The sequence below is a fragment of the Amycolatopsis sp. NPDC000009 genome, from assembly GCF_055563465.1.
The window spans coordinates 79,684-104,123 of record NZ_JBVHDI010000020.1; the positions used below are offsets into that span (position 1 = coordinate 79,684).

Here is a 24,440-nt window from a genome sequence, read left to right on the forward strand (position 1 = left end):
GGCGCTGTTGGTACCAACGCCCCACTTCAGTCAGGCTGCCTTCTGGCCCTGCTGCTCTTCTTCCGTGCGGGTGTCCTCGAACTCGTCTTCGGTGTTGGGGTTCGTTGACTCAGTCCGCCACCAATCCGTGGGAACCTCCACGAGAGACGAGCTATTCGCCATCTCGATGGGCCTACGGTCCACACGGTCAGTCCACATGAGAGTCGGCAGAGCGGCTACGAACTCTTCGACGGTGATCACTCGTCGTCTCCGTCCGCCGCCTGGGAGCCGTCGGTTTCCTCCGAGCCCTTGATCATGTCATTGACGTTCGTGACCCCAGTCCCGTCGTGACCCCAGTCCCGTCGTGGCCCTCCGCCAGCCAGAACCGTATTTGGACACGATCCAGCACCTGAAACTCCTCACTGTTCGGAATCGTCTTTTACGAAATGCCGACTCATCGAGCCGGGGTCAGGAATTTTCGAGGCTCGGGGGGCGGGTTCACACCGCCCCGGAGCGTCCGCCGTCCCTATAGGTACGGCGGGGTTGGAACTCGGCCGCTGCGGCCGACGGGGGCTTTCACAGACGCAGCGGCCGAGAGCTAATCAACGAGGTTCCGCGTAACCAGTCGCTCAAACGGCGGAGTCAGAGCGGCAGCCGTAGGCGCCAACCGACGTAATCGCGCGCGATCCGCGCAAGTCTGGCGGTGGTGGCCGCCTTGTAGCTCCAGAGTCCGGCGACGTACACCGCGAACGCAGTGATCTCCTCTTCGGTCGCCACCCGCCAGCGGGTGTTCTTCCGTGCCCAGGTCTCAGCCTCGGCCGCGCGGTGCCCCGCGCCGATGAGCCGTAGCACCATAAAAGCGGGGTCGATCCATGCGGCGCCTCGTGCGGGCCAGCCCCAATCGATTACACGGATGTCACCGGTGACCGCGAAAAGGAACTGGTCCGCGTGGAGGTCGGTATGGAGCAGACAGTCTCCGGCTACGTGCGCGGGGGCCTTCTGCTCCCAGGCCATTAGCTCATCGAGGTCCCAGCTGCCGATGACTTCCGGCCGCTCCTGGCCGAGCTTGGACCACCATGCCGACTGCCAGCGCTGCTCCAGCGGCCGCAGGTCAGGAGCTTGGATCTCGCCGATGCGATTGACCGTCTCGGCCACTCGCGCAAGATCGGCGGAACCTGGCTGGAGCCGGGCGTGTCGACCAGCCACATACTCGAAGCCGACTATCAGCCAGTCCTCGATGTCGGCGGAGAAGTACACGGCTGGGGCGATGCCGGACGCGAGGTCACCGAGTTCGGCCTCGTTCCGAAGCCAGCGCATCGGAGGGGAGACGCCCTCGACCCCCTTGACGAACAAGGGCGCTGCTCCGTCGCGGTGCAGAACCGCGGCGAAGTTGCTGCTCTGGCCGACCTCGATTTCTTCACTACCGGCGATGTCACCAGCCCGCTCCCGAACGCCTTCGCGAACGGATTCCGGCAACTCGCCCCAGCTGTACTTCTTCACCTTGTTGTCCTGTTCCCGAAGTTACTTGCCGTTGGTGTCGGTGTTCTCGTTGCCGTCTTTGCCGGATGCCCGGCAACCGTCGTCGCCGTCGTTGCACTTGACTTTGAAAGTCAACCAAAGGTCGTCGTCGACCGCGAAACCGAGCGAGCGAATGGCTTCGGTGGTCCTGGTGATGACCTCCTCCGGGTCCCCGTCGCCCTCGCCGTCGTCATTGGGGACGTGGTGGATGAACTGACCGGCGGAACGTTGGCAGAACTCGGCGTACTCGCGGGTGTAGAGGATGAAGGTGTGCCATCCGATGTCAACAAGCTCCGACGGACCGAGAGGGGCGCGGTGGTTCTCGCCGCACGCGCGGAGGAACGCCAGCGCTTGGTCCATGATCCGAGCCGCAAACTCGCGATTCATGTCGTGTTCTTTGGCGATGCGTTTTACGAGCCGTTCGAACAGCTCTGCGGACACGAGTCCCTGGCCCGTAAGGTCTTCAACGGCGATGGTCATGCCTTCTCCATTTCGGTTGTGTTGGTGCCACCAAGTCCACGCTCATGGCGTGGGGCGTTGGACGAGACCTGTCGGGCGGACCGTGACCCGCCGTCGCGTCTCGATGGGGATTCGGCACAGAGGGGGCGCCTGGAGGAACTGAAATGGCGCGTCGGCCTGGCCCGGGGATCCGATGGTGAGGACGGCGCGGAGGGTCCACTCAGGGTCTCCGTGGTAATGCCAGAAGACAATGTCGGGAGAGAAGACGTCGGTGTCGGGATAGGTGGGCGTGCGATAGGCCGAGGCGTCGTTCTCACTTCGGAGGATGAAGACGTCCGCACACGCTGGCCACCTGTACGTCGCGACGTACAGGTCCGGTCGCTCGTGCGGCCCGAAGAGATAGAGTTCCCACTTCCGGTGCCGTAGCTCGGCCAAGAGGTCGTCAAAGGATAGCGACTTCATCGCCTCGTCACCCGCCTGATGACCTCGCTGATGGGACGTGGTTTTCCGTGGGCTGGTGACCGTCCGTGTTTCCAATCCGACATCCACCGCAGGACTACTCCGATCACGAACGTGCCGAGGAGAATGGCAACGATCTCGGCGACCAGCAGCACGCCGAGCAGGCCGAGGTCCACGTCCATCGCCTTTCTCCTTGTCGATCGTTGCGGGCCGCCCAACCAGGTGCGGTGAGCATCCGGGAGAGGATTCCGTCTGAAGCGGCCCTACAGGTAGCCTCGTCGTTACAAGGCGTGATGTGAACGGGTCAGCCGTTTGCAGAGGTTTGCAGCATGGCGGGGAGCGCATGAGCGAGCTGGGCGCGCGGTTGCGCGCGGCACGGGAAACGGCAGGACTCAGTCTGTCCGCACTGGCCGCGCGAACCCACTACAGCAAGCCATATCTGAGCCAGCTCGAAAGTGGCGCTCGCCCAGCGAAGCCAGACCATGTCGTCGCTTACTCCCGCGCTCTTAACGTCGCGGTCGAAGCGCTCTACGGCCCTCCACTCGATCCGCTCCGCGTGGCTCACGAGTGGCTGGTGGCAGACGATCCCGCGACCACTCACCAGGAAGCTGGCCGTCGCGTCGGCGCGAGCCTCGCCGGCGAACTGGAAGACCGGGTGATCGAACTCCGGCTTCTCGATGACACTGTGGGTGGCGGGGACCTCATCCCACTCGTTCGCCGGGAGCTAGCCAACACGGCCGAGGTTGTGAAGCACGGGAGCTACACCGAGCCGGTCGGTCGAAGGCTTCGCGTCGTTGTCGGCGAGCTGTCCCAGCTCGCCGGATGGGTCGCGAGCGACGCTGGGCATTACGCCGAGGCGCAGCGGGCCTACCTCGAAGGCGTTTCCGCGGCCGACGAGGCAGGAGACAAGGTCCTCGCCGGGCAACTCCTGTCCTCGCTGGCCTACCAGATGGCCAACGTCGGCGATCCCGCCGACGCTGCCCTTCTCGCGAAGAGTGCGATAGTCGGTGCTCGCGGCGCGCCCCCAGTTGCCCGGACGCTTTTGCTTGAGCGTGTCGCCTGGGCCAATGCGAGGTCGCGTGACCGCGACGGCGCCAAGCGGGCGCTTGATGCGGTCGATGACGCCTACGAGGCGCGGTCACCGGATATCGCCGAGCCGCATTGGGTCTACTGGATGTCACGAGACGAGATCAACGTCATGGCTGGTCGGTGTCTTATCGAACTCGGCGACCCGACGGGCGCAGCGCCGCTCCTTACCGAAGCGATTGATGGATACGACGCGGGCCACGCGCGCGAGGTGGCGCTCTACCAGACGTGGCTCGCGGAGTCATACGCTCGCTCAGGGGAGCTGGATGCGGCGCGCGTCGTCATACGAAGGGCACGAACGGCTGCATCGGACGTGAACTCCGCGCGACTCCTGCGTCGCGTCAACGAGATCGAAAGGCTAGTGGAGTAGGTGTGTGCCCCGGTGTGCACACTCCTACTCCACCTCCCTCCGTTGCAACAGGGCTTCTGAGCTGCGGAAATGCCAGTAAGGCTTTCGGTGCCTCAGTTACAACTTGACTTTCCCTACTTTCAGGGTAGGGAAGGAGGCCTTCACGGACCGCTGAAGCCCGACCGTGGTGGTTGCTGGATCGTTGAACGATCTGGCACTATCGGCGAGGTGCCTGCACCCACCGGAGCCCAGCATCTCGCCGACGCGCTGACCGCTCTGGGGACCGAAGTCGTCTTCGGTCTCCCCGGGGTGCACAACCTGCCGTTATGGGAGGCGCTGGCCGATACGGACATCCGGCTCGTCGGGGTCCGGCACGAGCAGACGGCCGGGTACGCGGCCGACGGTTACGCCCGCGCGACGGGCAAGCTCGGCGTCGCGCTGGTGACCACGGGGCCCGGCGCGGCGAACACGCTCGCCGCCGTCGGCGAGGCCATGGCGTCGGCCGCGCCGGTGCTGATCATCGCGACCGACATCCCGTCCACACTGCGGCGGCCGGGCGTGGTCCGCGGCGTGCTGCACGAGACGTCGGACCAGCAGGCGATGTTCGCGCCGGTCACCAAGGCCGGATTCACCGTCACCAGCGCCGACCAGGTCGCCGCCACCCTCCACCGCGCGGCCCGGCTCGCGCTCCAGCCGCAGAGCGGGCCGGTCTACCTCGGCATCCCCGCCGACTTCCTGTCGGAGCGGACGCCCGCGCGCCGCCCGCCGCGGTCGCACGCCCGGCCGGCCGAGATCCCGGATCTCACCGAGGCCGAGGCCTTGCTTGCCGCCGCCGACCGCCCGCTGATCTGGGCAGGCGGCGGCGCGCTGCGGGCCGAGGCGGGCGAGGCGATCGGGAAGCTCGCCGAACGGCTGGCCGCGCCGGTGCTCACCACGTTCGGCGCTCGCGGGCTCCTGTCGGTCGATCATCCTTGTCTCGCCCCGAATCCGGTGCACGCGCCCGAGGTCGGCGCGCTGTGGGACGAGGCCGACGTCGTCCTCGCGATCGGCACCGACTTCGACGGGCTGATGACACAGAACTGGCTGATGCCGAAGCCGAAGAAGCTCATCGCGATCAACGTCGACCCGGACGACGCCGCCAAGAACTACCAGCCGGACATCACGCTGGTCGGGGACGCCCGCGTGCTCGTCGAGGCATTGAAGGTCGAGGAACGGTCCGGTATCGCGGCCCTCGTCGGCAGGCTCGCCAAGGTCTCCGCCCGGGTCCGGCGGCGGATCAAGGAGGAGGAACCGCAGGCCGCGGACCTTTTGTCCACTTTGGACGAGGTGCTGCCGTCCGACGCGGTCGTGGTCGCGGACATGTGCGTCGCCGGGTACTGGATCGGCGGGTTCCATCGCGTCCGCGCGCCGCGCAAGCTCGCGTACCCGATGGGCTGGGGAACGCTCGGCTACGGCTTCCCGGCCGCGCTCGGCGCCGGTGCCGCGGGCGCCGGCCGCGCGATCTGCGTCAGCGGTGACGGCGGTTTCCTGTTCGGCTGCGGCGATCTGCACACGCTGGCGCAGGAACAGCTGCCCGTCACGGTGATCGTCGTCGACGACGGCGGCTACGGCATGCTCCGTTACGACCAGGATCGCGCGGAGCTGCCGCGCCGTGGGGTCGACTGGGACAGCCCCGATTTCGTCGGCCTGGCGCGGTCTTTCGGGGTGCACGCGGACCGGGTTTCCGGGTTCGGACGCGCGTTCCGGCGGCTGCTCGGCGAATTCGTCGAGTCCGACGAGCCCAACGTGCTGGTCGTGCGCGCGAAGATGGCGCCGCCGCTCAACACCTCGCCGCGCTGGTACCGCAAGGAATCCCCGTGAGCGGGTTCCGCGTCGGCGTGGACATCGGGGGCACGTTCACCGATCTCTGCGTGCTCGACGCGACCGGGATCGTGGCCGTCGGCAAGGTGCTGACGACACACGACGAACCCGCCCGCGCGGTCGAGGACGGTCTCAAGAGGACACTCGCGGCCGCCGGGCTGGACGCGGGCGACGTCGAGCAGTTGGTGCACGGCACGACCTTGGTCACGAACGCGCTGATCGAACGTAAGGGATCGCGCACTGCCCTGCTGGCGACGGCCGGTTTCCGTGACGTGCTGGAGATGCGGCGCGAGCACCGGTACGAACTGTACGACCTGCTCATCGAATTGCCGGTCCCGCTGGTGCCACGGCACCTGCGGTTCGACGTCCCCGAGCGGATCCTCGCCGACGGGACAGTCCATAGAGGACTGGACGAGGGGTACGTCGCGCGTCTCGGCCGGGAGCTCGACGCCCGGGGGATCGACGCCGTGGCGATCTGCTTCCTGCACGCCTTCACGAATCCCGCGCACGAAAGACGGGCCGCCGAGGTGCTGCGGGAGGTCGCGCCCCGCCTGCGGGTCGCGCTTTCCAGCGAGGTCGTCCCCGAGATCCGCGAGTTCGAGCGAGCCTCCACCACGGTCGCGAACGTCTATGTCCAGGACCTCACCGAACGCTATCTGCGTGATCTGGAACGGCGCCTGCACGAGGCCGGGGTGCGGCCGTCGCCGCACATCATGCTGTCCAACGGGGGAATCGCGACCGTCGACACCGCCGCGCGCTATCCGATCCGCATCCTCGAATCCGGTCCGGCGGGTGGCGCGCTGGCCGCGTCCGCGATCGGCGCCGCGGCCGGCGTCGAGGATCTGCTGGCCTTCGACATGGGCGGCACGACGGCGAAACTGTGCCTGATCTCCGGCGGTGCGCCGCTGGTGACGCACGAGTTCGAAGTGGACCGGAAGTACCGGCTGCTGCCGGGTTCCGGGCTGCCGGTCAAGGTGCCGGTCACCGACATGATCGAGATCGGGGTCGGCGGCGGCTCGATCGCGCGGATCGACGTGCTCGGCCTGCTCACCGTCGGCCCGGATTCGGCCGGGTCGGATCCCGGGCCGGTCTGTTACGGACGAGGTGGCGCCGAGCCGACCGTGACCGACGCCGACCTCGTGCTCGGCTATCTGGATCCGGACTATTTCCTCGGCGGCGGAATGACTTTGGACGTCGGAGGCGCGCGTGAGGCCATCCGCTCGAAGATCGCCGGACCGCTCGGCGTCAGCGTCGAAAAGGCCGCCTGGGGCATCCACACCAGCGTCAACGAGGACATGGCGAACGCCGCCCGCGTCCACGCCGTCGAACGCGGCAAGGATCCGGCGAAGCTGCCGATGTTCACTTTCGGCGGCGCCGGCCCGGTGCACGGGGCCGGGGTGGCCAGGGCGCTCGGCGCGCCCGAGGTGGTCGCGCCGCCCGCCGCCGGGGTGCTCAGCGCGGCGGGATTCCTCACCGCGCCACCGGCTTTCGACTTCGTGCGTTCGGCACGCTCGGCGGTACTCGACCTTTCCTGGGACCAGGTCGACGCCCTGTTCGCCGAGATGGAGGCCGAGGGCGCGGAGCTCCTGGGGAAGTCCGGTGTGGACGGTGGCGAGGTGACGCACCGCCGGATCGCCGAGATGCGGTATTCCGGGCAGGGTTACGAGATCCGGGTGCCGGTCGAGCGGGGGAACTGGCCGGAGTCGCTGATCGACGCGTTCACCGAGACCTACCGGACGCTGTACCGGCGGACCGGGCCGGACGTCGCGATCGAGGTACTGAACTGGCGCGTCGTCTCCAGCGGTCCGGCGCCGGAGGTGACGCTGAAACTAGCGGGTTCCGAGGCCGAGGGCGGCGCGCGCAAGGGGAGCCGTCCCGCGTACTTCCCCGCCGAAGGTGGCTTTGTCGACACGGCGGTGTTCGACCGGTACCGGCTGAAACCGGGCGACCACGTCGAGGGGCCTGCCATCGTGGAGGAACGTGAGTCCACTGTGGTCGTTCCGCCGGGTGCGCGCTGTGTCGTCGGCGCGGACGCCGGTCTGGTGGTGACGGTATGAGCGTCGACCCGATCCTGGTGGGGGTGCTGGGAAACCGGCTGCACTCCATCCTGGCCGAACAGCAGAACGCGCTCGTCGACACGGCTTTCTCGTCCGTGGTGCGGGAATCACTCGACCTCGCCTGCGCGGTGTTCGACTCCCGCGGCGAGATGATCGGCCAGTCCGTCGGCGGGACACCCGGCCACATCAACGCGATGGCGACCGGGATGCACTACTTCGTCGCCGCGTATCCGCCGGGGACCTTGGCGCCGGGCGACGTCCTGCTCACCAACGACCCGTGGCAGACGGCCGGGCAGATCAACGACATCACCGTCGCTACGCCGGTGTTCCTGCGGGGACGGCTGGTCGCGTGGTTCGCTTCCTGTTGCCACGCCCCGGACATCGGCGGGCGGCTGGTCTCCGCCGAGGCCCACGAGGTCTTCGAAGAGGGCCTGCGCCTGCCGATCATGAAGTTCCTCCGCGCCGGCGAGGTCAACGCGGATCTCGAACTGCTGATCCGCGCCAACGTCCGCACTCCCGAGGAGACCATCGGCGATCTGTACGCCCAGGTCACCGGCAACGAGGTCGGCGCGGCCGGCCTGGTGCGGCTGCTGGAGGAATTCGGGCTCGATTCCCTGGACGACGTCGCCGCGGAGATCATGAACCGTTCCGAGCGGGCGCTGCGGGACGCGCTGGCGAAGCTGCCGGACGGCACCTACACCAGCGAGCTGGTGACCGACGGGTTCGACGACGAAGAGGTCGTCCTCAAGGTCGCCGTGACCATCGACGGCGAGGACATCCATCTCGATTTCGCCGGCTCGTCGCCACAGAGCCGCCGCGGGATCAACGTCGTCCTGAACTACACCCGGGCCTATGCCTCGTTCGCGATCAAGGCGGCCATCTCGCCGGAGGTGCCCCACAACGCGGGTTCGTTCCGGCCGGTGCACGTCACCGCGCCGGAGGGCTCGGTGCTCAACTGCACGCCGCCCGCGCCGGTCGCGTCCCGGCACCTGATCGGGCATTTCCTGCCGTCGCTGCTGATCACCGCCCTGCCCGGCAGCATCCTGGCGCACAGCGCGGACGCGTTGTGGATGACGATCTGGCGTGGCGCCGACGCCGAGGGCCGCGAGTTCATGCTCAACGTCTTCCAGACCGGCGGGATCGGCGCGAGGTCCACAAAGGACGGACTCAGCACCACCGGATTCCCGAGTGGCCTGCGGTCGACGCCGACCGAGGTCATCGAGACGATGGCCCCGCTGATCCAGCGCGAACGCGTGCTGCGCTCGGACTCGGGCGGCGCCGGAAAGTGGCGCGGTGGCCTCGGCCAGTGCACCACCATGGCCGCTCGCGGCGTGATCTCGTGGAGTGTCAACGGGAACGTCGACCGGGTCCGCCGTCCCGCGTCCGGTGTGGACTCCGGGCACGACGGCGCGGTGGGCCGGTTCGAGCTGACCCGTGGTCCACTGCCGTCGAAGAGCCGGGTGAACCTGCGGCCCGACGACGTGGTGAACGTGTTCCTTCCGGGCGGAGGTGGTTACGGCGACCCGTTCGAGCGGGATCCCGAAGCCGTGCTCGCCGACGTCGTGGACAGGTACATATCGCCGAGGGCGGCGCGCGAACTGTACGGCGTCGAAGTCACCTATCACGGGGATCCCGAGGCGCTCGTGCGCCTTCCGGAGGATTACACGGCGGTTTCGCTGAGAGGGAGGAAATGAGCATGGGCCGGCTGGCAGGCAAGGTCGCGGTGGTCTTCGGGGGCGCGAGGGGAATCGGCCTCGCCACGGTGAAGGAGTTCGTCGCCGAGGGCGCGACCGTGTTCACCAGCGACATCCGCGAACCCGCCGAAACCGTCGAAGGTGCCCGTCAGTCCCTTGTGGACGCCACCGACGAACGGCAGGTCGACGAGTTCGTGCGCGGTGTGGTCGCCGAAACCGGGCGGATCGACGTCCTGTTCAACAACGTCGGCATCCACCTCGGGAAACCGCTGGTGGACACCACACTGGCGGAGTTCGACGACATCTTCGCGCTGAACGTGCGCGCGGCCTTCCTCGGCATACGAGCGGTGCTGCCGCACATGATCGCGAACAAGGCGGGCAGCATCGTCACGACGTCGTCCAACGGCGGGGTGATGGGCCGCCCCGGCGACCCGGTGTACAACGCCACCAAGCACGCGCTGGTCGGCATGACGAAGTCGATCGCCGTCGCGCACGCGCACCAGGGCATCCGCGCGAACACGGTCAACCCGGGCGCGATCGACACGGACATGCTGCGCGGCACCCTCTCGTCGCCGGAGGAGTTCGAAGCCAAGCAACACCAGCTGACCGCGAGCACACCGGCGGCCCGGGTCGGCGAGGCGTGGGAGGTCGCGAAGGCGGTCGTCTTCCTGGCCAGCGACGAGTCACGGTTCATCAACGGGGTCGCGCTTCCCATCGACGGAGCCAAGGCCGCCGGTGCCATGCCGGGCAACCGGTACAGCCTCGACTTCGAACTCGGTGTCAGGTAGCGCTATGGCCACATCCGCCGCCGAGGAGACGCTGGCCCGCGACAGACCCTTGCTCGAACGGAGCGGAACCGCGGAACGGGTCGCCGAGATCCTGCGCCAGCGCATCACCGAAGGAGTCTTCCCGCCCGGGTCGAGGCTTTCGGAACCGTCGATCAGTGCCGCGCTGGGCGTCTCGCGCAACACCCTGCGCGAGTCCTTCCAGCTGCTGGCGCACGAACGGCTCGCGGTGCACGAACTCAACCGCGGCGTGTTCGTCCGCGAACTGACCGCGCAGGACATCTCGGATCTCTACGTGATGAGGCGGGTCACCGAATGCGGTGCGCTGCGGCGCGCGGCCGAGCTGTCCACTGTGGACCTCTCGGCGGTCGCGGCGGCGGTCCGGGAAGGCCGTGCCGCGGCCGACGAAGGCGACTGGCAGGCCGTCGGGACGGCGAGTATCGCGTTCCACCAGGCGGTGGGGGACCTGGCGGACAGTGAGCGGGTCAGCACGACGATGCGCCAGGTGCTGGCGGAGACGCGGCTGTTCTTCGTGCTGGCGGAGAACACGCGTGCGTTCTTCGAGCCGTTCCTGGAGCGGCACGAGCGGATCCTGCGGGATCTGGAGCGGGGGCGTTTCGGGCCCGCCGAGACGGCGCTGGAGAAGTACCTGCGGGATGCGGAGAAGCAGCTTCTGGCGGCTTACGACCGTCGGGAGTCGTGAGGCGCTTCGGGCGTGATGCGAAAGCCACTTTCGCAACGTTGAAGGTTGCGAAAGTGGCTTTCGCGACACGAACGGCGGCGGGGCCGACAAGCCGGACAAGTCCGAAGCGCGAACTGTGCACGATGGAGTGTTCGCGTTCCGGCCGGATCCGGGTGAGGATGGGGGCACGAGCACGAGGAGGAAGATCATGGTTTCGTCGGCGTCCGCGCGCAATCCGCTGTGGCACCCGTTCGCGGACATGGGAGCGGTCGACGGCGACCGGCTCGTCATCACCCGCGGTGAGGGTTCCTACGTCTGGGACGACGAGGGCAGGCGATACTTCGACGCGACGGCGTCGCTCTGGTACGCGAACTTCGGGCACGGGCGCGAGGAGATCGCGCGGGCCGTCGCGGACCAGCTGCGGACGCTCGACTCGTACAACCTGTTCGGCTACAACGCCAACGAGCCCGCGCTGAAGCTCGCCGAGCGCGTCTCCGAGCTGGCACCCGAGCCGGGCTCGAAGGTGTTCTTCGGGTCGGGCGGCGGTGACGTCATCGACACCGCGGTCAAGATCGCCCGTTCGTACTTCGCCCACACCGGGCGCCCGGAAAAGGTGCATGTCATCGGCCGGGTGCAGGGTTACCACGGCACGCACGGCTTCGGTACGGCCGTCGGCGGCATCGCGGCCAACGCGGCGGGCTTCGGTCCGCTGCCGGGTGACATCTCGCATGTTCCTTACGACAGCGCGGAGGCGCTCGAAGCGGAGATCCTGCGGGTCGGGCCGGAGCGGGTCGCGGCGTTCTTCTGCGAACCGGTGATCGGCGCGGGCGGCGTCCTCCTGCCCCCGGACGGGTACATCGAGAGGGTCGCCGAGATCTGCCGCAAGCACGACGTGCTGTTCGTCGCGGACTGCGTGATCGCCGCGTTCGGCAGGCTGGGCACCTGGTTCGGGATCGACCGGTGGGCCGTGAAACCGGACATGATCACGACCGCGAAGGGCATCACCGGCGGCACGATCCCGCTGGGCGCGCTGATCGTCGCGCCGAGGGTGGCCGAGCCGTTCTTCACCGGCTCGCCCGGTGCGCCGGTGCTGCGGCACGGCGCGACCTACGCCGGGCATCCGGTCGCCTGCGCCGCGGGGAACGCGACGCTGGACATCTACGAGCGCGACGGGCTGATCCCGCGTGGACGGGAACTGGAGAAACCGCTGGCGGACGCGCTTTCCGGGCTCGCTTCGCATCCGTTGGTGGCGGAGGTCCGGGCCGGGCTCGGCTTCCTCGGCGCGGTCGAGCTGAAGGCCGAAGTCGTCGCGGCGAACCCCGGCGCGGCGAACCGGTTGCAGCGGCTGGCGCGGGACGAAGGCGTCCTCGTGCGGAACCTCGCCAAGGGGATCGCGGTCTCGCCGCCGCTGATCGCGGGCGAGGCCGAGCTCGACCTGCTCACGACGGCTTTGCCGCGTGCGCTGGACAAGCTCGCCTAGGCGAGCTGTCAGCCCGCGGCGGCGGTCAGTGGTGGCTGCCGCGGGAACGCGTTCCGGTAGGCGCCGGGCGAGACACCGACCTGTTTCAGGAAGTGGTGGCGCAGGTTGTTCGCGGTGCCGAGACCGCTGAGCTCCGCGACCCTCTCCACCGGCAGGGCGGTCGATTCCAGCAGGCTCTGTGCCCGCGAAAGCCGCTGGGTCAGCAGCCATTGGAGCGGTGTCGTGCCGGTCGCCTGCTGGAGGCGCCGGTAGAAGGTCCGGCGGCTCATCATGGCGCGCCGGGCGAGATCTTCGATCGTCAACGGCCGGTCGAGATGTGACCTCGCCCAGTCGAGCACCGGTGCCAGCCCCTGATCGTCGGTGGCGGGAACGGAAAGATCGATGAACTGGGCCTGTCCGCCCGGCCGGTGCGCGGGTACGACCATCCGGCGGGCCAGCTGGTTGGCCACGTGTGCCCCGAGATCGCGCCGGACCAGATGCAGGCACAGGTCGAGGCCGGCGGTCATCCCGGCGCTGGTGAGCACGTCACCGTCGTCCACGTAGAGCACGGAGTCGTCGACTTCGACCTCGGGGAACCGCTCGGCCAGCTCCGCGGTGTGCATCCAGTGCGAGGTCGCTCGACGACCGTCGAGCAGCCCGGCCTCGGCGAGCGCGAAGGCGCCGGAGCACAGCGAAACCATCCGCGCGCCCGCGTCGTGGGCCCGCCGTAACGCGCTGATCAGCTCGGGTGAGACCGGCGCGCCGTCGCTGAGGACCTCGTCCGGTACCGACGACACGATGACCGTCTCGGCGCCGACGATGTCGTCGAGCCGGTACGGGGTGCGCAGCGCGAACCCGGGTGCCGCTTCCACGGCCCGGTCACCGGTCCCGCACAGCCGCAGGTCGTACCAGGGATCGGCGAGATCGGGCTGGGGCATCCCGAAAACGGTGGCGGGGATGCTCACCTCGTACAGGTCCCAGAAGGCGATCCCGATCTGTTCGGGGACGACCAGGGCGACCGAACCAGCACTCATGGCCACAGTCTATGGCACGAATTTGGTGCTTCCGGTCATCAGTGTCACTGGCAGCGGGAAGTGTGGGCCACGAGGCTGGTCACATGAGTACGACATCTGAGCGAGTCGCCGTGATCGGCCTCGGCAACCTGGGCCACGCGCTGGCTGAAACCTTTTTGCGCCAAGGGATTCCCACGACAGTGTGGAACCGCGACACCACCAAGGCGGACGCGCTCGTCGCGGCCGGGGCGACGGCGGCGGCCACGGCCGCGGAGGCGATCGCGTCGAGCGACCTCGTGCTCGTCGCGCTGCTCGATGCCACCGTCGCCCGGCAGGTCCTGACGACGGCAGGCGACGCCGTCGCCGGGCGCGCGCTGGTCAACGTCACCTCCGGCGGGCCGGAGGACGCACGGGAACTGGCCACCTGGGCGGCCGGGCACGGCGCGCAGTACCTGCACGGAGCCGTTTACGCGGTGCCGCAGACGATCGGCACCGCCGGATCGTCGATCAGCTACAGCGGCGCCCAGGACGTTCACCGGCGCTGGCAACCGAAGCTGGACCTGTTGGGGAAAGGCACTTTCCTCGGCGCCGACGCCGGTCTCGCGTCGGGCTACGACGTCGCCATCCTGGCCGGGATGTACGGCATGATCGGCGGTTTCCTGCACGCCACGGCGATGGCGTCGGCGGCAGGCGTGCGCGCCACCGAGCTGACGCCGATGCTGCTGTCCTGGCTGGCGGATTCGTTCCCGGCGCTGACCACCTTCGCCGAGGAGATCGACCGCGGCGGCTACAGCGGTGGCGAGTCCAGCCTGGCGATGAACCAGGCGGGGCTGAGCACGATCATCCGGGCCAGCCGGGCGCTGGACGTCCCGCCGGACACCCTGCTCCCGGTCAAGGACCTGATCGACCGGCAGATCGCGGCCGGACACGGCGCGGCCAGCCTCTCACGCGCCGTCGAATCCTTCCGGAGCGCGGCATGAGCACGACGACCCGGGACTTCGGTGAGCTGGAAGCCGAGTTCGACAGCTACGTCGGAGCCATCAACTACGCCACGATGGTGACCGTCGACGCCCAGAATCGCCCGCGAACCCGGGTGCTCATCCCGGTGTGGGAGAAGGTCGACGGCCGACCGCTCGGCTGGCTGGCCACCTACCGGACCCCGGTGAAGGCGGCCCATCTCGAAGGCAACCCGCATACCAATTTCTCTTACTGGGCACCGGGGAACAACTCGGTGGCGGTCGACGCGGTGGCCGTCTGGGACAACGAGCCCTCGGTCAAGGAGCATGTCTGGGACCTGTACCGCAAGACCAGTCCGCGCGGCGCCGGCTACCCCCTCGGCAATTTCTGGCAGGCTCCGTCCGATCCGCGGCTGCATGTGCTGCGCCTGACGCCGTGGCGGATCCAGGTGATCCGCGGTGCGGACCTGCGCAGCCGGATCTGGCGGAACCAGGAGCCCTGATCGGGGAGTATCCGGAAGAGCCGCTCTCCCGCGCGGAATTCCCGGTGATTGGCGATGACGATCTCACCCTGGCGGCCGGCCGGGCTTCCACCATCAGTTGCCGGTGCAGCGTGACCAGCTTCCGGGAACCGGTCAGTGCGACGACGGCCGTATGGCACGCCGAGTCGAGGTGGCTCTGCGACAGGGGGTCGGAGGTGACCACCGAGGATTCGAGCGCCTCGATGCTCCGGTCGAGTGCTTCCCGGTCCTCGGGCGCGGCGGTGGCGAACGCACGGGCCCCGGCCGTTTCGAGATGGAACCGGGCCGTGTGGATCTCCACCAGCTGGGCACGGTCGATCCGGGTGACCGCGAGTGCCACACCGCGGCCTTGCCGTTGGACGACCCCTTCGTTCTCCAGCCGGAGCAGCACCTCGCGGACGGTCGGCCGCGCGATGCCCAGCCACTCACTGACCTGCCCTTCCGGCAGCGGGGTGCCCGGGGCGAGCGAGCCGTCGATGATTTCACCGCGGAGCTGCTCCACGGCCTGGTCCACCAGGCTCTTCGGCTTCAGTTTGTTGGCTGGGCGCATCGGTGCCGATTGGACCGCGTTGTTCGTCGCCTGCTCGGCGTGCCACTCGGCCCAGGCGGCTATCTCTACTGACGCCCTTCGTGGTTCCGGAGCCACGTGGACGCGCGCCGGGCGGAGGCTTGGGCGAGCCAGGCGTCCTGGATGACCTCGGACAGCTCGTCGTGGGTCAGCTCGCCGATGCGGCAGGCGCGCACCAGCACCGATGGATGCCCGTCGAAGTGGGAAGTGGTGAAGAACGGTGATGTTTCGTCCTGCACCATCGCCTGCTTGTCCGCTTCCGACGGGGTCCAGAACACGATCACGTCGTCGTAGCGTTCACCGGTCTCGGAGTCGAAGGCGTCGGGCCGCGGGGTACGGAAGAAGACGAACGACTTCCGGCCCACTTGATAGACGGGGTTTCCCGCGGTCCCCCGCTCCACCGTCACATGCGGCATGCCCAGCGCGAGGAGGTGCACGTCCTCGACCACGGCTGCTCGCCGACCTTCGTCCGACATGGATTCAGCTTATCCGGGTTCGCGTGGGTATCGGCCGAGCTGGGACGACGGTGGACTGCCGGCCATCGCCTGCCACGTGGCCGGACACCTCGGCGAGCACCTACGTGTCAGTGCTCGCCGAGGTGCGGGGCGGCCGGTTGCCGACCACCCACGAGGGCCGCGCGCTCGGTCATGAAGGGCGAAGCCGACGGGACCAGGTCCCTTCATGACACCCCCAGTGGCGGGCCCTCGTGGGCCCGCCTCAGGAGAGGCAGAGTTCGTTGCCCTCCGGGTCCGCGATCGTGATCCACTCGGCGGGCCCTTGTTTGCCGCGGTGCAGGAACGTCGCGCCGCGCGCGGTCAGCCGCTCGAGCTCGGCCTCGATCTTGCCCGCCCCCATCCGGATGTCGAGGTGCAGCCGGTTCTTGACCGTCTTCCCCTCGGGCACCAGCTGGAAGAGGAACCGCTGCCCGGTCTCCGGATGGACGATCGCCGCGCCGTCCTTCCACACCAGGACCCCGTTGTGCGTGGTCGTCGCTTCCTCGGCGGCGTATCCCTTGGCGATCATCTCGCGGATGAACTCCTCGTTGCTCTCCTCGACCCGCCACCCGAGCATCTCGGCCCACCAGCCGGCGAGGTCGTGCGGATGAGCGGAGTCCACGGTCACCTGGAAGTCATACGCCATACCGGCACATTAACGACCCGCCCCGACAATTCCGGGCGCTCATGCCCGCTGACCACGGTGAACCGCCACTTGTCGACCCCGCCACCGATGATCTCGGCGTAGCGCCGGGCGCCGTCCGCGTTGGCGAAGCGCACCTGCTGCCCGTTGGTGAGATGGGTGATCTTGACCGCCATCCGTGCCTCCTGAAGTCCGGTGCCGGCCCGCGGAGCTTCCCCCTCCGGGGCCGGCGCCGACAGTAGAACACATGTTCGACGCCTGTCGCCAACCCAGCCCCCCGGGCGGGTCATCTCCGCATGGTCACCCGCGGCCACGCGTCCAGGCCGCGGGCGATTTCGTGGTCCCGGACGGCCCGCAGGCCGTCGGTGAGGCTCTCCTCGTCGAGTGTCACGAAGCCGAGCCGGGCGTAGTACGGCGCGTTCCACGGCACTTCGGCGTACGTCGTCAGCGTCAGCCCGGCGAGGCTTTCGCGCGAAGCCCACTCCGCGGCGTGTTCGATCAGCTGCCGCCCGAGACCCCGGCGCGCGTGACCGGGATGGACGGACACCTGCTCGATGTGGCCGTGGCCGTCCACGACCTCGGCGAGCAGGTACGCCACCGGGCCGTCGCCGGCGTCCCAGACCCAGGCCCGGCCGTCGCGCTGGAAGGTCGTGAGGTCCGCGATCGACGGCGGGTCGTCGTCGGCGATCGCGGCCATGCCGAGCGCGCGGAACGGTTCGCCCGCGGCGCGTTCGATGTCCTGGAGTACGGGAAGGTCTTCGGGGGTGGCGAGTCGGATCACGGGTCGAGTTCTACCCGCCGTGCCGGGCGGCCGCGCGCGAATTACCGCGTGACTGGATGGACGACACGCGTGACTGGATGGACGACACGCGTGATCAGAGGGCGAACGACGAAACGGCGCGGTGGATCCTGCTCGCGTACGACTGGAGCGCGACGATGGCGGCCCGCTTCGCGTCGTCACCGATCCGGGTGGCGGGGGCGGCCAGGGTCAGCACCGCGGGCCGGTGCCCGGTGCTCGGGATCGGCACGGAACACGACCAGACACCGTCGTCCAGTTCGCCCCAGCTGACCGCGAACCGGTTCACCCCGGCGCGTTTCACCTCTTCCCGCACGCTCGGGCCGCGCCGCTGGACGATCGACGAAAGGCGCCTTTCGCGTTCGCCCTCCGGCAGCATGGCGAGCAGCATCTTGCCCGACGCGCCGGTGCCGAGCGGGACGGAATGCCCCGGCTGGAAGGTGAAACGCATCGCGCGTTCGCATTCGACCCGGTCCGCGCAGACCGCGGATTCACCGAAATGCTGGAACAGCAGCACCGTCTCGCCGAGGTCGCGGGCCGCCTCCTCCATCGCCGGACGGGCCAGCCGGGCCAGGTCGTTGGCCAGTTGCGCGGCCCGCGCGAGCGGCATCACCTGGCTCGTCACGTGATAGCGCCCCGTCCTGCCCTCCTCCAGGAGCTGGAGTTCCTTCAGCAGCGCGACATAGCGATATGTCGTGGCGACCGGGGTGCCGATCCTCGCCGCGAGTTCGGCGACGCTCGCGTCCCAGCGGCGTTCGGAAAAGGAGAGCAGCAACTGCAGTACCTTGCGCGAGCTGCTGGCGCCGGGGGTGCGTTTCGGCGGGGCGGTGGGGTTCAGGGATCGTGCGGCAGGCGTCATCTCGACCTCTCGCCGGGGAATCACGAAGAGTCAAGAAGCTAGCACATTGTGTGAATTGCGGACCAGGGTCTTTGGTCAACGAACAAGCGGACTTCTTGCTAGGTTCGGCCAATGGGAAAGCCATTGGCAGGCAAGATCGCGTTGGTCGCCGGGGCTACTCGCGGGGCCGGGCGGGGAATAGCGGTCCAGCTCGGCGCCGCGGGCGCGACCGTTTACGTGACCGGTCGCAGTACCGGTTCCCGGCGATCGGAAATGAATCGTCCGGAGACGATCGAGGAGACGGCGGCGCTCGTCGGCGAAGCGGGCGGGCGCGGGATCGCGATCGCCGTGGACCATTTGGCGGCGGAGGAGGTCCGCGAACTGGTGGAACGGATCGACGCCGAACAGGGTGCGTTGCACGTGCTGGTCAACGACATCTACGGGGCGCCCATCGAATGGGGCAAGACGGTCTGGGAGTCCACTTTGGACGTCGGGCTGCGGACGCTGCGGCTCGCGATCGACACCCATGCCATCACCAGCCATTTCGCGCTGCCGCTCATGATCAGGAATCCGGGGGCGCTGGTCGTCGAAGTCAACGACGGCACCGCCGCGTACAACGCGGAGAACTACCGGGTTTCGTTCTTCTACGATCTCGCCAAGACCGCGGTGAACCGGATGGCGTTCGCGCTCGGGCACGAATTGGCACCGCATGGCGGTACCGCGGTCGCCGTCACGCCGGGCTGGTTGCGTTCCGAAGCGATGCTCGACGCTTATCGGGTGACCGAAGAGAATTGGCGGGACGCGACGAAGGTGCAACCGCATTTCGCCATTTCTGAAAGCCCGGCGTTCGTCGGCCGGGCGGTCGCGGCGCTGGCCGGTGACGTCGAAGTCGCCCGCTGGAACGGGAAATCGGTGTCCAGCGGCGAATTGGCGAAGGAATACGGATTCACCGACCTCGACGGCAGCCGTCCCGATTGCTGGCGCTATCTCGTCGAGGTCCAGGACCCCGGCCTGCCCGCGGACGTCACCGGCTACCGCTGAGCCTCCCGGCGCAGGAAGGGCGTGAGCAGACCGGGCGCGGCCTGCTCCGCCATCGCCAGTCCGGCCGATTCGCCGACGTCGACCACCCGATAGCCGCCCTTGCCCGCCGCGATCGGGGCCGTCACGGTGATCAATCCGGCGCGGCGCTGGAAGAACGAGCGGCTGACGACGACGCCGGTGAGGCCCTCGCGCCGGATGGCCACCGTCGCCCGCGCGAGCGAACCGGACCGGCTGACCAGGTACCGCCCGACGATCGCGTGGCCGAGGTTGCGGTAGCGGTCCCAGCCCACCAGCGCGGCGAGCGGGACCAGGCCGAGCGCGACCTGCCACATCCACGACGGCAGGAAATCGATCCACGCCAAGCCGGACAAGGCGGCCGCCAGGATCAGCACGCCGCCCACCGCGCGGGTGAGCCGTCTGGTCAGCGCCCGCCGAGGATGCCGGTCGAGCGGGACGGTGGCCGGGTCGAAGTTCTCCCGCAGTACTCCGGCCGCGACTTCGTGGACCCGGCCGACGGGCGCGGGCGGCAGGAGAAGCCCGCCGCCCTTGTCCCCGCCTTTGCCTTCACGAAGCCCGCCCACGATCGCGGTGAGCCGGGCCCCGCCCGCGATCCGCAGCGGCAGCGGCTCCTTCACCTCGACGCCGCGAAGCCGTTCTTCTTCGATGGACACCGATCGTGTGGTGATCAGCCCGCGCCGGACGTGCAGGGTGCCTTCCGTCTCCCGGGTGAGCTTGAAGTTCCAGAACGACAGCACGTAGCCGCCGACGGAAAGCAGGGAGACGACCACGAGCAGGGCGACCGCCGCGACGACCACGATCAGCCACACCGCCGTGTTCGCCAGATCGTCGATGAGATCTCGCAGCGGGCCGACGTTCTCCGGGGCGATGTTCAGCTGGTGCGCGAAATGCCAGACCGCGGCGAAGATCGCGCCCACCACGGCGAGTCCGGACAGCGTGAACGGCGCGTACCGCACCCACTTGCGGTCGACCTCCGCGACGATCTGCTCGGGAGGCGGGGCGGTCTCGGTGATCTCCTTGCGGTGCAACAGAACCGTACGCAGCCGGTCGGCCTCGGTCCGGCTGACGGCGTCGAGTACCAGCTGGTCGCCGTTCGCGCCCTGGGCGGGCGAATGCCGTCCGGTGCCGATGCGCACGGCGCTGAGGGAGAACAACCGGTGCTTGGGTTCCGAGGTGACGTCGACCGTGCGCACCCGGTCCAGCGGGATCGCGCGATGCTTGCGCAGCAACAGGCCCGTGGTCCACTCCACCTGACCGTCCGCGATGCGGTACCGGGAAGTGAGCACGTGCGAGATCCCGACGAGCACGGTCAGCGCGGTGACGCCGAGCCCGAACCATTCCCAGCCGTTGCCCCGGCCGAGGATCACCGTCCCGATCAGCACCGGCAGCGATTTCACGACGTCGAGCACGGGGCGGATCAGCAGCATCCGGCGGTCGAGCCGGTGCCACCGGCCGGCGGCGGCGTCGTCCGGTGGTGCCTCGGTGCTCATGTCGCGTCACCGGGAGTGGACTGCGTGGTCTTCGTGAGCTCCGCGGCCAGCTTCAGCGCTTCGGTGTGGTCGAGACCGGCGATCTTGACCGGGCCCGCGGCCGACGCCGTCGTCACGGTGATCTTCGCCAGCCGGAACAGCTGCTCGACCGGGTCGCGTTCGATGTCGACGGTCTGGATCCGCGAGATCGGCGCGATCCGCCAGTCCTGGCTGAGCCAGCCTTCCTGGGTGTACACGGCCTCGGCGGTGACCTCCCAGCGGTGGATCCGGTAGCGCCACTGCGGCATGACCAGCAGATGCAGCGGCGCGACCACGCAGGAGATCGTCAAGGTCACCGTGAGCCATGTCGGCGCGTCGTCGCTCGTGAGCACGAACACCGTCTGCGCGGCGATGAGGATCACCCAGCCGACCGCGGCCCATACCGTCCAGTAGCCGATGGCGCGCCTGCTCACCCGATTGGCGGGCGGGCGCAGGCCGAGCGTCTCTTCTGTCACCCCTCCAGCCTGCACCACCTCCGTGTGGACCGCCCACGACGGCTGCCACGGACCGATAGGATCGAAGCCACCGTCGGCGGAATGGATACCCCCTATCGGGGCGTTGGCACCTGTGGATGGTCGTACCCACGAAACCTGGAGGATCTGGTGGCGCTGGACCCGGAAGACCTGTACGAGGTGGACTCGGACGTCCCTGACCTCGGCGGGGCCGTGCTCCTGCACTACTTCGACGGCTTCATGGACGCGGGTTCGGCGGGCAGGCTCGTCGCCGAGCAGCTCCTGAACTCCTCTGAGCACCGGGTCATCGCGCGGTTCGACGTCGACCGCCTCATCGACTACCGCTCGCGCCGTCCGGCGATGACCTATTCGATCGACCACTGGGAGGCCTACGACGCCCCCGAACTGGTCGTCCACCTGCTGCACGACGCCGACGGTGTGCCATTCCTGCTGCTCACCGGGCCGGAGCCGGATCACGACTGGGAGCGGTTCTGCGCGGCGGTGCGCGGGCTGGTCGAACGCTGGGACGTCCGGCTCACCACCGGTTTCCACGGCATCCCGATGGGCGCGCCGCACACCCGCCCGCTCGGCGTGACCGCGCACGCGACGCGGAACGAGCTCGTCGGCGAACACCGTCCGCTGCCCAACCGGATGCAGGTGCCGGGCAGTGTCGCCGGGCTGCTGGAGTTCCGCCTCGGCGAGTGGGGGCACGACGCGTCCGGGTTCGCGGCGCACGTGCCGCCCTATCTGGAGGACTCGACGTACCCGAGCGCCGCGCTGAACCTGCTCGGCGCCGTCGCCGCTGCGACCGGGCTGAACCTGCCGGACGGGGAACTGCGGAAGGCCTCGCACGAGGCGGAGGCGGAGATCGCCCGCCAGGTCGCCGGATCGGAGAAGGTCGCCGACATCGTGCGCGCGCTGGAGCAGCAGTACGACACCTTCATGGAGGCGTCCGGCAAGGAAAGCCTGCTCGCGGAGTCGGTCGAGCGCATGCCCACCGCCGACGAACTGGGCAACCAGTTCGAGCGGTTCCTGGCCGAGCAGAACGGCGGCGACGCCCCGGAGCGCTAGAGGTCCTACAGAGGCCAGGGCCGTGGCTGCTGGTAGCTCGCTTGGGTGCCTACTGCCGGTCCGCGGGTGACCGTTTCGCGTGATTGGACGGACATCACACGTGATTGGACGGACGACACGCGTGATTGGACGGACGACACACGCGGCATCGCCACTCACGACACCGGTCAGTGGTCGATCGCGACCATCATCCGTGAATGCTTCGGCCGCTCGATCTCGTCGACCAGCGCGACCGCGAGGTCCGCGTAGGAGAACGGACCCGCGTCCGCCGCGCGCGGCAGCACCCGGTGATCCCCGCTGCGGTACTCGCCCGTGCGCTCGGCGTGCTCGTCGAGCATCACCGGCGGCGGCGCGACGACCACCCAGTCGAGCCCGTCGCCGGACGCACGGAAGACCTCCAGCTCCGCCGTGTGCCCGAGTGAGAACTCGCGGTGCTCGGGCGGCCAGCCCGGCTGGTCGTGGAACGCGACGCCCGGAGCGATCTCCAGCGCCGACCCCACGCCGACGACGACCAGTCTCGCGACACCGGCCCGGCCGAGGCCGTCGATCAGCGCGTGCGCGGCGGCCGGGTAGTACTCGCGCGACGGGAGATCCGCGCGGTAGATGGAACTTATCGCGGCGTCGTGCCCGGCAACGGCCTTCGCGATGTCGTCCGCGACGGTGACGTCGGCGGCGGCCAGGGTGACGTGGTCCCCGGCGAGATCCTTGTGGCGACCGGGATCCCGCACGGCGGCGGTGACCTCGTGCCCGCGGCTCACGGCTTCGGCGACGGCGCGGCGCCCGCCGCGTCCACCCGCTCCGAAGATGACGATCCTGCTCATCGTGCTCCCTTTTTCCGTGCCGGTACCCGAGTGCCGGCGGTGATCACGATGCTAGGAGCGGACCCCTCGGTTACCGCAACGAAACCGGCCTCTCCCATTCCGGCCCCGTTCACCCGGATGGCGCTGGTGTATCGTCCCGGGATGCGTCACCTGGTACCCCATTCAGCCCTGAAAACCCTGGGCCGGTCGGCTCGTGGCACGCTCGGCCGGGGCCTGCACCGGCTCGCCCTTCGATTCCATGATCCTTATACGGAGGAATTGGAACGGGTCGCCGCGGAACTGCGCGAAGAGATCGTCCGGCAAGGGGATCGCTGTTTCGATCGGATCGTCGAGTTCGAAATCCGGAGCCGTCGCGACATCATCTACGCGGGCGATCAGGACGCCGCCAAGGACAGCAATCGTTTCGCCCGTGAGCACCTGACCGGGACCAAGCACTTCGCGAGTCCGGAAGAGACACTCGCGTACGCGCTTTCCCTTGCCCCGTCCGGAGGAATGGCCCTCGAATTCGGCGTCGCGACCGGGAACACGCTGGGTGCGATCGCCAGGGCCCGCGGCGGTGTCGAGACCTACGGATTCGACTGGTTCCAGGGATTGCCGGAGAACTGGCTCAACGGGATGCCCGCCGGGGCGTTCGCGCGCGACGACCTGCCGGACGTCCCCGGCGCCGAACTCGTCGTCGGTCTTTTCGCGGACACGCTTCCCGGCTTTCTCGAGCGGCACGAAGGTGTCGTCGATTTCCTGCACGTGGACGGCGATCTGTACAGCTCCGCGAAAACCGTGCTCGATCTGGTGGGCCCGCGTCTGCGGCCCGGCAGCATCGTGCATTTCGACGAGTTCTTCAATTATCCCGGCTGGCAGCGGCACGAGCACCGGGCGTGGCTGGAGTACGTCGAACGGACCGGCGTCGAATTCGAATACGTGGCCTACACCTACACCGACAACCAGGTCACCGTCCGGATCGCCTAAAGCAGTTCGCGGACCTCGATCGTGCCGATCGCGGCCCACGGATGGGTCTTCGCCGCCTCGATGGCTTGTTCGCGGCTGTCGCATTCGAGGATGTTGATGCCGCCGATCTGTTCCTTCGTCTCGGCGAACGGCCCGTCCGTGAGCAGTGCCTCGCCGCCGCGGACGCGGACGGTCGTCGCCGAGCCGGGTGGACGCAGTCCCATTCCCTTGACACGCAGGCCGCGCCGCGTCATCTCTTCGCTCCAGGCGTGGCAGGGTTCGGTGATGTCGGTGGTGACCGCCGGATCGCCGTCGGTCCCGCAGAGCATGAGCAGGTAACGCACTGT

General features: G+C 68.7%; 26 protein-coding genes and 1 pseudogene. 12 read left to right on the forward strand and 15 right to left on the reverse strand.

The features are described from left to right. Positions 1–30: 30 nt before the first annotated feature. The 4 genes from ACZ3HL_RS35975 to ACZ3HL_RS35990 form a co-directional block, all read right to left on the reverse strand. A complete protein-coding gene (locus ACZ3HL_RS35975; protein WP_465535794.1) occupies positions 31–240 on the reverse strand; it encodes a hypothetical protein in 210 nt (69 codons plus the stop codon). Positions 241–621: 381 nt separating this feature from the next. Then, complete coding sequence (locus ACZ3HL_RS35980; RefSeq protein ID WP_465535796.1) at positions 622–1,479, reverse strand: phosphotransferase family protein; 858 nt, start codon at positions 1,477–1,479, stop codon at positions 622–624. Positions 1,480–1,500: 21 nt separating this feature from the next. Further along, positions 1,501–1,977 carry a glycine-rich domain-containing protein gene (locus ACZ3HL_RS35985; protein WP_465535797.1) on the reverse strand — a complete coding sequence of 159 codons (477 nt, stop codon included), beginning with the start codon at positions 1,975–1,977 and terminating at the stop codon, positions 1,501–1,503. 437 nt (positions 1,978–2,414) lie between these two features. Beyond that, on the reverse strand, positions 2,415–2,597 hold the full coding sequence (locus tag ACZ3HL_RS35990) for a hypothetical protein (RefSeq protein ID WP_465535799.1): 183 nt from the start codon (positions 2,595–2,597) through the stop codon (positions 2,415–2,417). Between the two features lie 161 nt (positions 2,598–2,758). Between ACZ3HL_RS35990 and ACZ3HL_RS35995 the strand changes: the two genes are divergently transcribed. The 7 genes from ACZ3HL_RS35995 (at position 2,759) to ACZ3HL_RS36025 (ending at position 12,408) form a co-directional block, all read left to right on the forward strand. Next, entirely contained in the window at positions 2,759–3,871 is a 1,113-nt protein-coding gene (locus ACZ3HL_RS35995; RefSeq protein WP_465535801.1) for a helix-turn-helix domain-containing protein, read from the forward strand. A 207-nt stretch (positions 3,872–4,078) separates the two neighbouring features. Beyond that, positions 4,079–5,710 carry a thiamine pyrophosphate-binding protein gene (locus tag ACZ3HL_RS36000; protein ID WP_465420314.1) on the forward strand — a complete coding sequence of 544 codons (1,632 nt, stop codon included), beginning with the start codon at positions 4,079–4,081 and terminating at the stop codon, positions 5,708–5,710. After that, complete coding sequence (locus ACZ3HL_RS36005; RefSeq protein ID WP_465535802.1) at positions 5,707–7,767, forward strand: hydantoinase/oxoprolinase family protein; 2,061 nt, start codon at positions 5,707–5,709, stop codon at positions 7,765–7,767. Before ACZ3HL_RS36000 ends, ACZ3HL_RS36005 begins: the two co-directional genes overlap by 4 nt. Next, positions 7,764–9,461 (forward strand): hydantoinase B/oxoprolinase family protein, encoded by a 1,698-nt coding sequence (locus ACZ3HL_RS36010; RefSeq protein WP_465535804.1) that lies wholly within the window; start codon positions 7,764–7,766, stop codon positions 9,459–9,461. Before ACZ3HL_RS36005 ends, ACZ3HL_RS36010 begins: the two co-directional genes overlap by 4 nt. A 2-nt stretch (positions 9,462–9,463) precedes the next feature. Further along, on the forward strand, positions 9,464–10,249 hold the full coding sequence (locus ACZ3HL_RS36015; RefSeq protein ID WP_465420308.1) for an SDR family NAD(P)-dependent oxidoreductase: 786 nt from the start codon (positions 9,464–9,466) through the stop codon (positions 10,247–10,249). 4 nt (positions 10,250–10,253) lie between these two features. Then, positions 10,254–10,949, forward strand: coding sequence for a GntR family transcriptional regulator (locus ACZ3HL_RS36020; RefSeq protein WP_465535806.1), 696 nt, complete (start codon positions 10,254–10,256; stop codon positions 10,947–10,949). A gap of 187 nt (positions 10,950–11,136) precedes the next feature. Next, positions 11,137–12,408, forward strand: a complete 1,272-nt coding sequence (locus tag ACZ3HL_RS36025) for an aminotransferase family protein (RefSeq protein WP_465535808.1) — start codon at positions 11,137–11,139, stop codon at positions 12,406–12,408. An 8-nt stretch (positions 12,409–12,416) separates the two neighbouring features. Here ACZ3HL_RS36025 and ACZ3HL_RS36030 read toward each other — a convergent pair whose 3' ends face one another. Beyond that, positions 12,417–13,421: a GlxA family transcriptional regulator gene (locus ACZ3HL_RS36030; RefSeq protein ID WP_465535810.1), complete on the reverse strand. Its 1,005-nt coding sequence runs from the start codon at positions 13,419–13,421 to the stop codon at positions 12,417–12,419. Positions 13,422–13,504: 83 nt separating this feature from the next. Between ACZ3HL_RS36030 and ACZ3HL_RS36035 the strand changes: the two genes are divergently transcribed. Together ACZ3HL_RS36035 and ACZ3HL_RS36040 are read left to right on the forward strand one after the other, a co-directional pair. Continuing rightward, positions 13,505–14,380 (forward strand): NAD(P)-dependent oxidoreductase, encoded by an 876-nt coding sequence (locus ACZ3HL_RS36035; protein ID WP_465535811.1) that lies wholly within the window; start codon positions 13,505–13,507, stop codon positions 14,378–14,380. Continuing rightward, positions 14,377–14,859, forward strand: coding sequence for a pyridoxamine 5'-phosphate oxidase family protein (locus tag ACZ3HL_RS36040; RefSeq protein WP_465535813.1), 483 nt, complete (start codon positions 14,377–14,379; stop codon positions 14,857–14,859). The genes ACZ3HL_RS36035 and ACZ3HL_RS36040 overlap by 4 nt, the downstream gene beginning before the upstream one ends. Before the next feature lie 118 nt (positions 14,860–14,977). On the opposite strand, the pseudogene ACZ3HL_RS36045 reads toward ACZ3HL_RS36040, so the two are convergent. From ACZ3HL_RS36045 to ACZ3HL_RS36070, 6 genes and pseudogenes are all read right to left on the reverse strand, one after another. Further along, positions 14,978–15,427, reverse strand: a pseudogene (locus tag ACZ3HL_RS36045) (GntR family transcriptional regulator); the annotation flags it as partial. Positions 15,428–15,492: 65 nt separating this feature from the next. Continuing rightward, positions 15,493–15,921, reverse strand: coding sequence for an MmcQ/YjbR family DNA-binding protein (locus ACZ3HL_RS36050; RefSeq protein WP_465535815.1), 429 nt, complete (start codon positions 15,919–15,921; stop codon positions 15,493–15,495). 241 nt (positions 15,922–16,162) lie between these two features. Beyond that, positions 16,163–16,585 (reverse strand): VOC family protein, encoded by a 423-nt coding sequence (locus ACZ3HL_RS36055; RefSeq protein ID WP_465420294.1) that lies wholly within the window; start codon positions 16,583–16,585, stop codon positions 16,163–16,165. Continuing rightward, complete coding sequence (locus tag ACZ3HL_RS36060) at positions 16,564–16,758, reverse strand: hypothetical protein (RefSeq protein WP_007028443.1); 195 nt, start codon at positions 16,756–16,758, stop codon at positions 16,564–16,566. Before ACZ3HL_RS36060 ends, ACZ3HL_RS36055 begins: the two co-directional genes overlap by 22 nt. A 110-nt stretch (positions 16,759–16,868) precedes the next feature. After that, positions 16,869–17,363 (reverse strand): GNAT family N-acetyltransferase, encoded by a 495-nt coding sequence (locus ACZ3HL_RS36065; protein WP_465535816.1) that lies wholly within the window; start codon positions 17,361–17,363, stop codon positions 16,869–16,871. A gap of 94 nt (positions 17,364–17,457) precedes the next feature. Beyond that, entirely contained in the window at positions 17,458–18,237 is a 780-nt protein-coding gene (locus ACZ3HL_RS36070) for an IclR family transcriptional regulator (protein ID WP_465420289.1), read from the reverse strand. A 111-nt stretch (positions 18,238–18,348) separates the two neighbouring features. On the opposite strand from ACZ3HL_RS36070, the gene ACZ3HL_RS36075 reads away from it, so the two are divergent. Further along, a complete protein-coding gene (locus ACZ3HL_RS36075; protein WP_465420287.1) occupies positions 18,349–19,257 on the forward strand; it encodes an SDR family oxidoreductase in 909 nt (302 codons plus the stop codon). Here ACZ3HL_RS36075 and ACZ3HL_RS36080 read toward each other — a convergent pair. Together ACZ3HL_RS36080 and ACZ3HL_RS36085 are read right to left on the reverse strand one after the other, a co-directional pair. After that, positions 19,248–20,765 (reverse strand): PH domain-containing protein, encoded by a 1,518-nt coding sequence (locus ACZ3HL_RS36080; protein ID WP_465535818.1) that lies wholly within the window; start codon positions 20,763–20,765, stop codon positions 19,248–19,250. The genes ACZ3HL_RS36075 and ACZ3HL_RS36080 overlap by 10 nt on opposite strands. Next, positions 20,762–21,259 (reverse strand): PH domain-containing protein, encoded by a 498-nt coding sequence (locus ACZ3HL_RS36085; protein WP_465420283.1) that lies wholly within the window; start codon positions 21,257–21,259, stop codon positions 20,762–20,764. The genes ACZ3HL_RS36080 and ACZ3HL_RS36085 overlap by 4 nt, the downstream gene beginning before the upstream one ends. 147 nt (positions 21,260–21,406) lie before the next feature. Here ACZ3HL_RS36085 and ACZ3HL_RS36090 point away from each other — a divergent pair, with 147 nt between their 5' ends. Beyond that, positions 21,407–22,327: a proteasome assembly chaperone family protein gene (locus tag ACZ3HL_RS36090; RefSeq protein ID WP_465420500.1), complete on the forward strand. Its 921-nt coding sequence runs from the start codon at positions 21,407–21,409 to the stop codon at positions 22,325–22,327. Between the two features lie 167 nt (positions 22,328–22,494). Here ACZ3HL_RS36090 and ACZ3HL_RS36095 read toward each other — a convergent pair whose 3' ends face one another. Next, on the reverse strand, positions 22,495–23,148 hold the full coding sequence (locus tag ACZ3HL_RS36095) for an NAD(P)-dependent oxidoreductase (RefSeq protein WP_465535820.1): 654 nt from the start codon (positions 23,146–23,148) through the stop codon (positions 22,495–22,497). A 141-nt stretch (positions 23,149–23,289) separates the two neighbouring features. Here ACZ3HL_RS36095 and ACZ3HL_RS36100 point away from each other — a divergent pair, with 141 nt between their 5' ends. Next, on the forward strand, positions 23,290–24,114 hold the full coding sequence (locus ACZ3HL_RS36100; protein WP_465535822.1) for a class I SAM-dependent methyltransferase: 825 nt from the start codon (positions 23,290–23,292) through the stop codon (positions 24,112–24,114). Here ACZ3HL_RS36100 and ACZ3HL_RS36105 read toward each other — a convergent pair. Further along, positions 24,111–24,437: a YciI family protein gene (locus ACZ3HL_RS36105; RefSeq protein ID WP_465535823.1), complete on the reverse strand. Its 327-nt coding sequence runs from the start codon at positions 24,435–24,437 to the stop codon at positions 24,111–24,113. The genes ACZ3HL_RS36100 and ACZ3HL_RS36105 overlap by 4 nt on opposite strands. Positions 24,438–24,440: the final 3 nt, after the last annotated feature.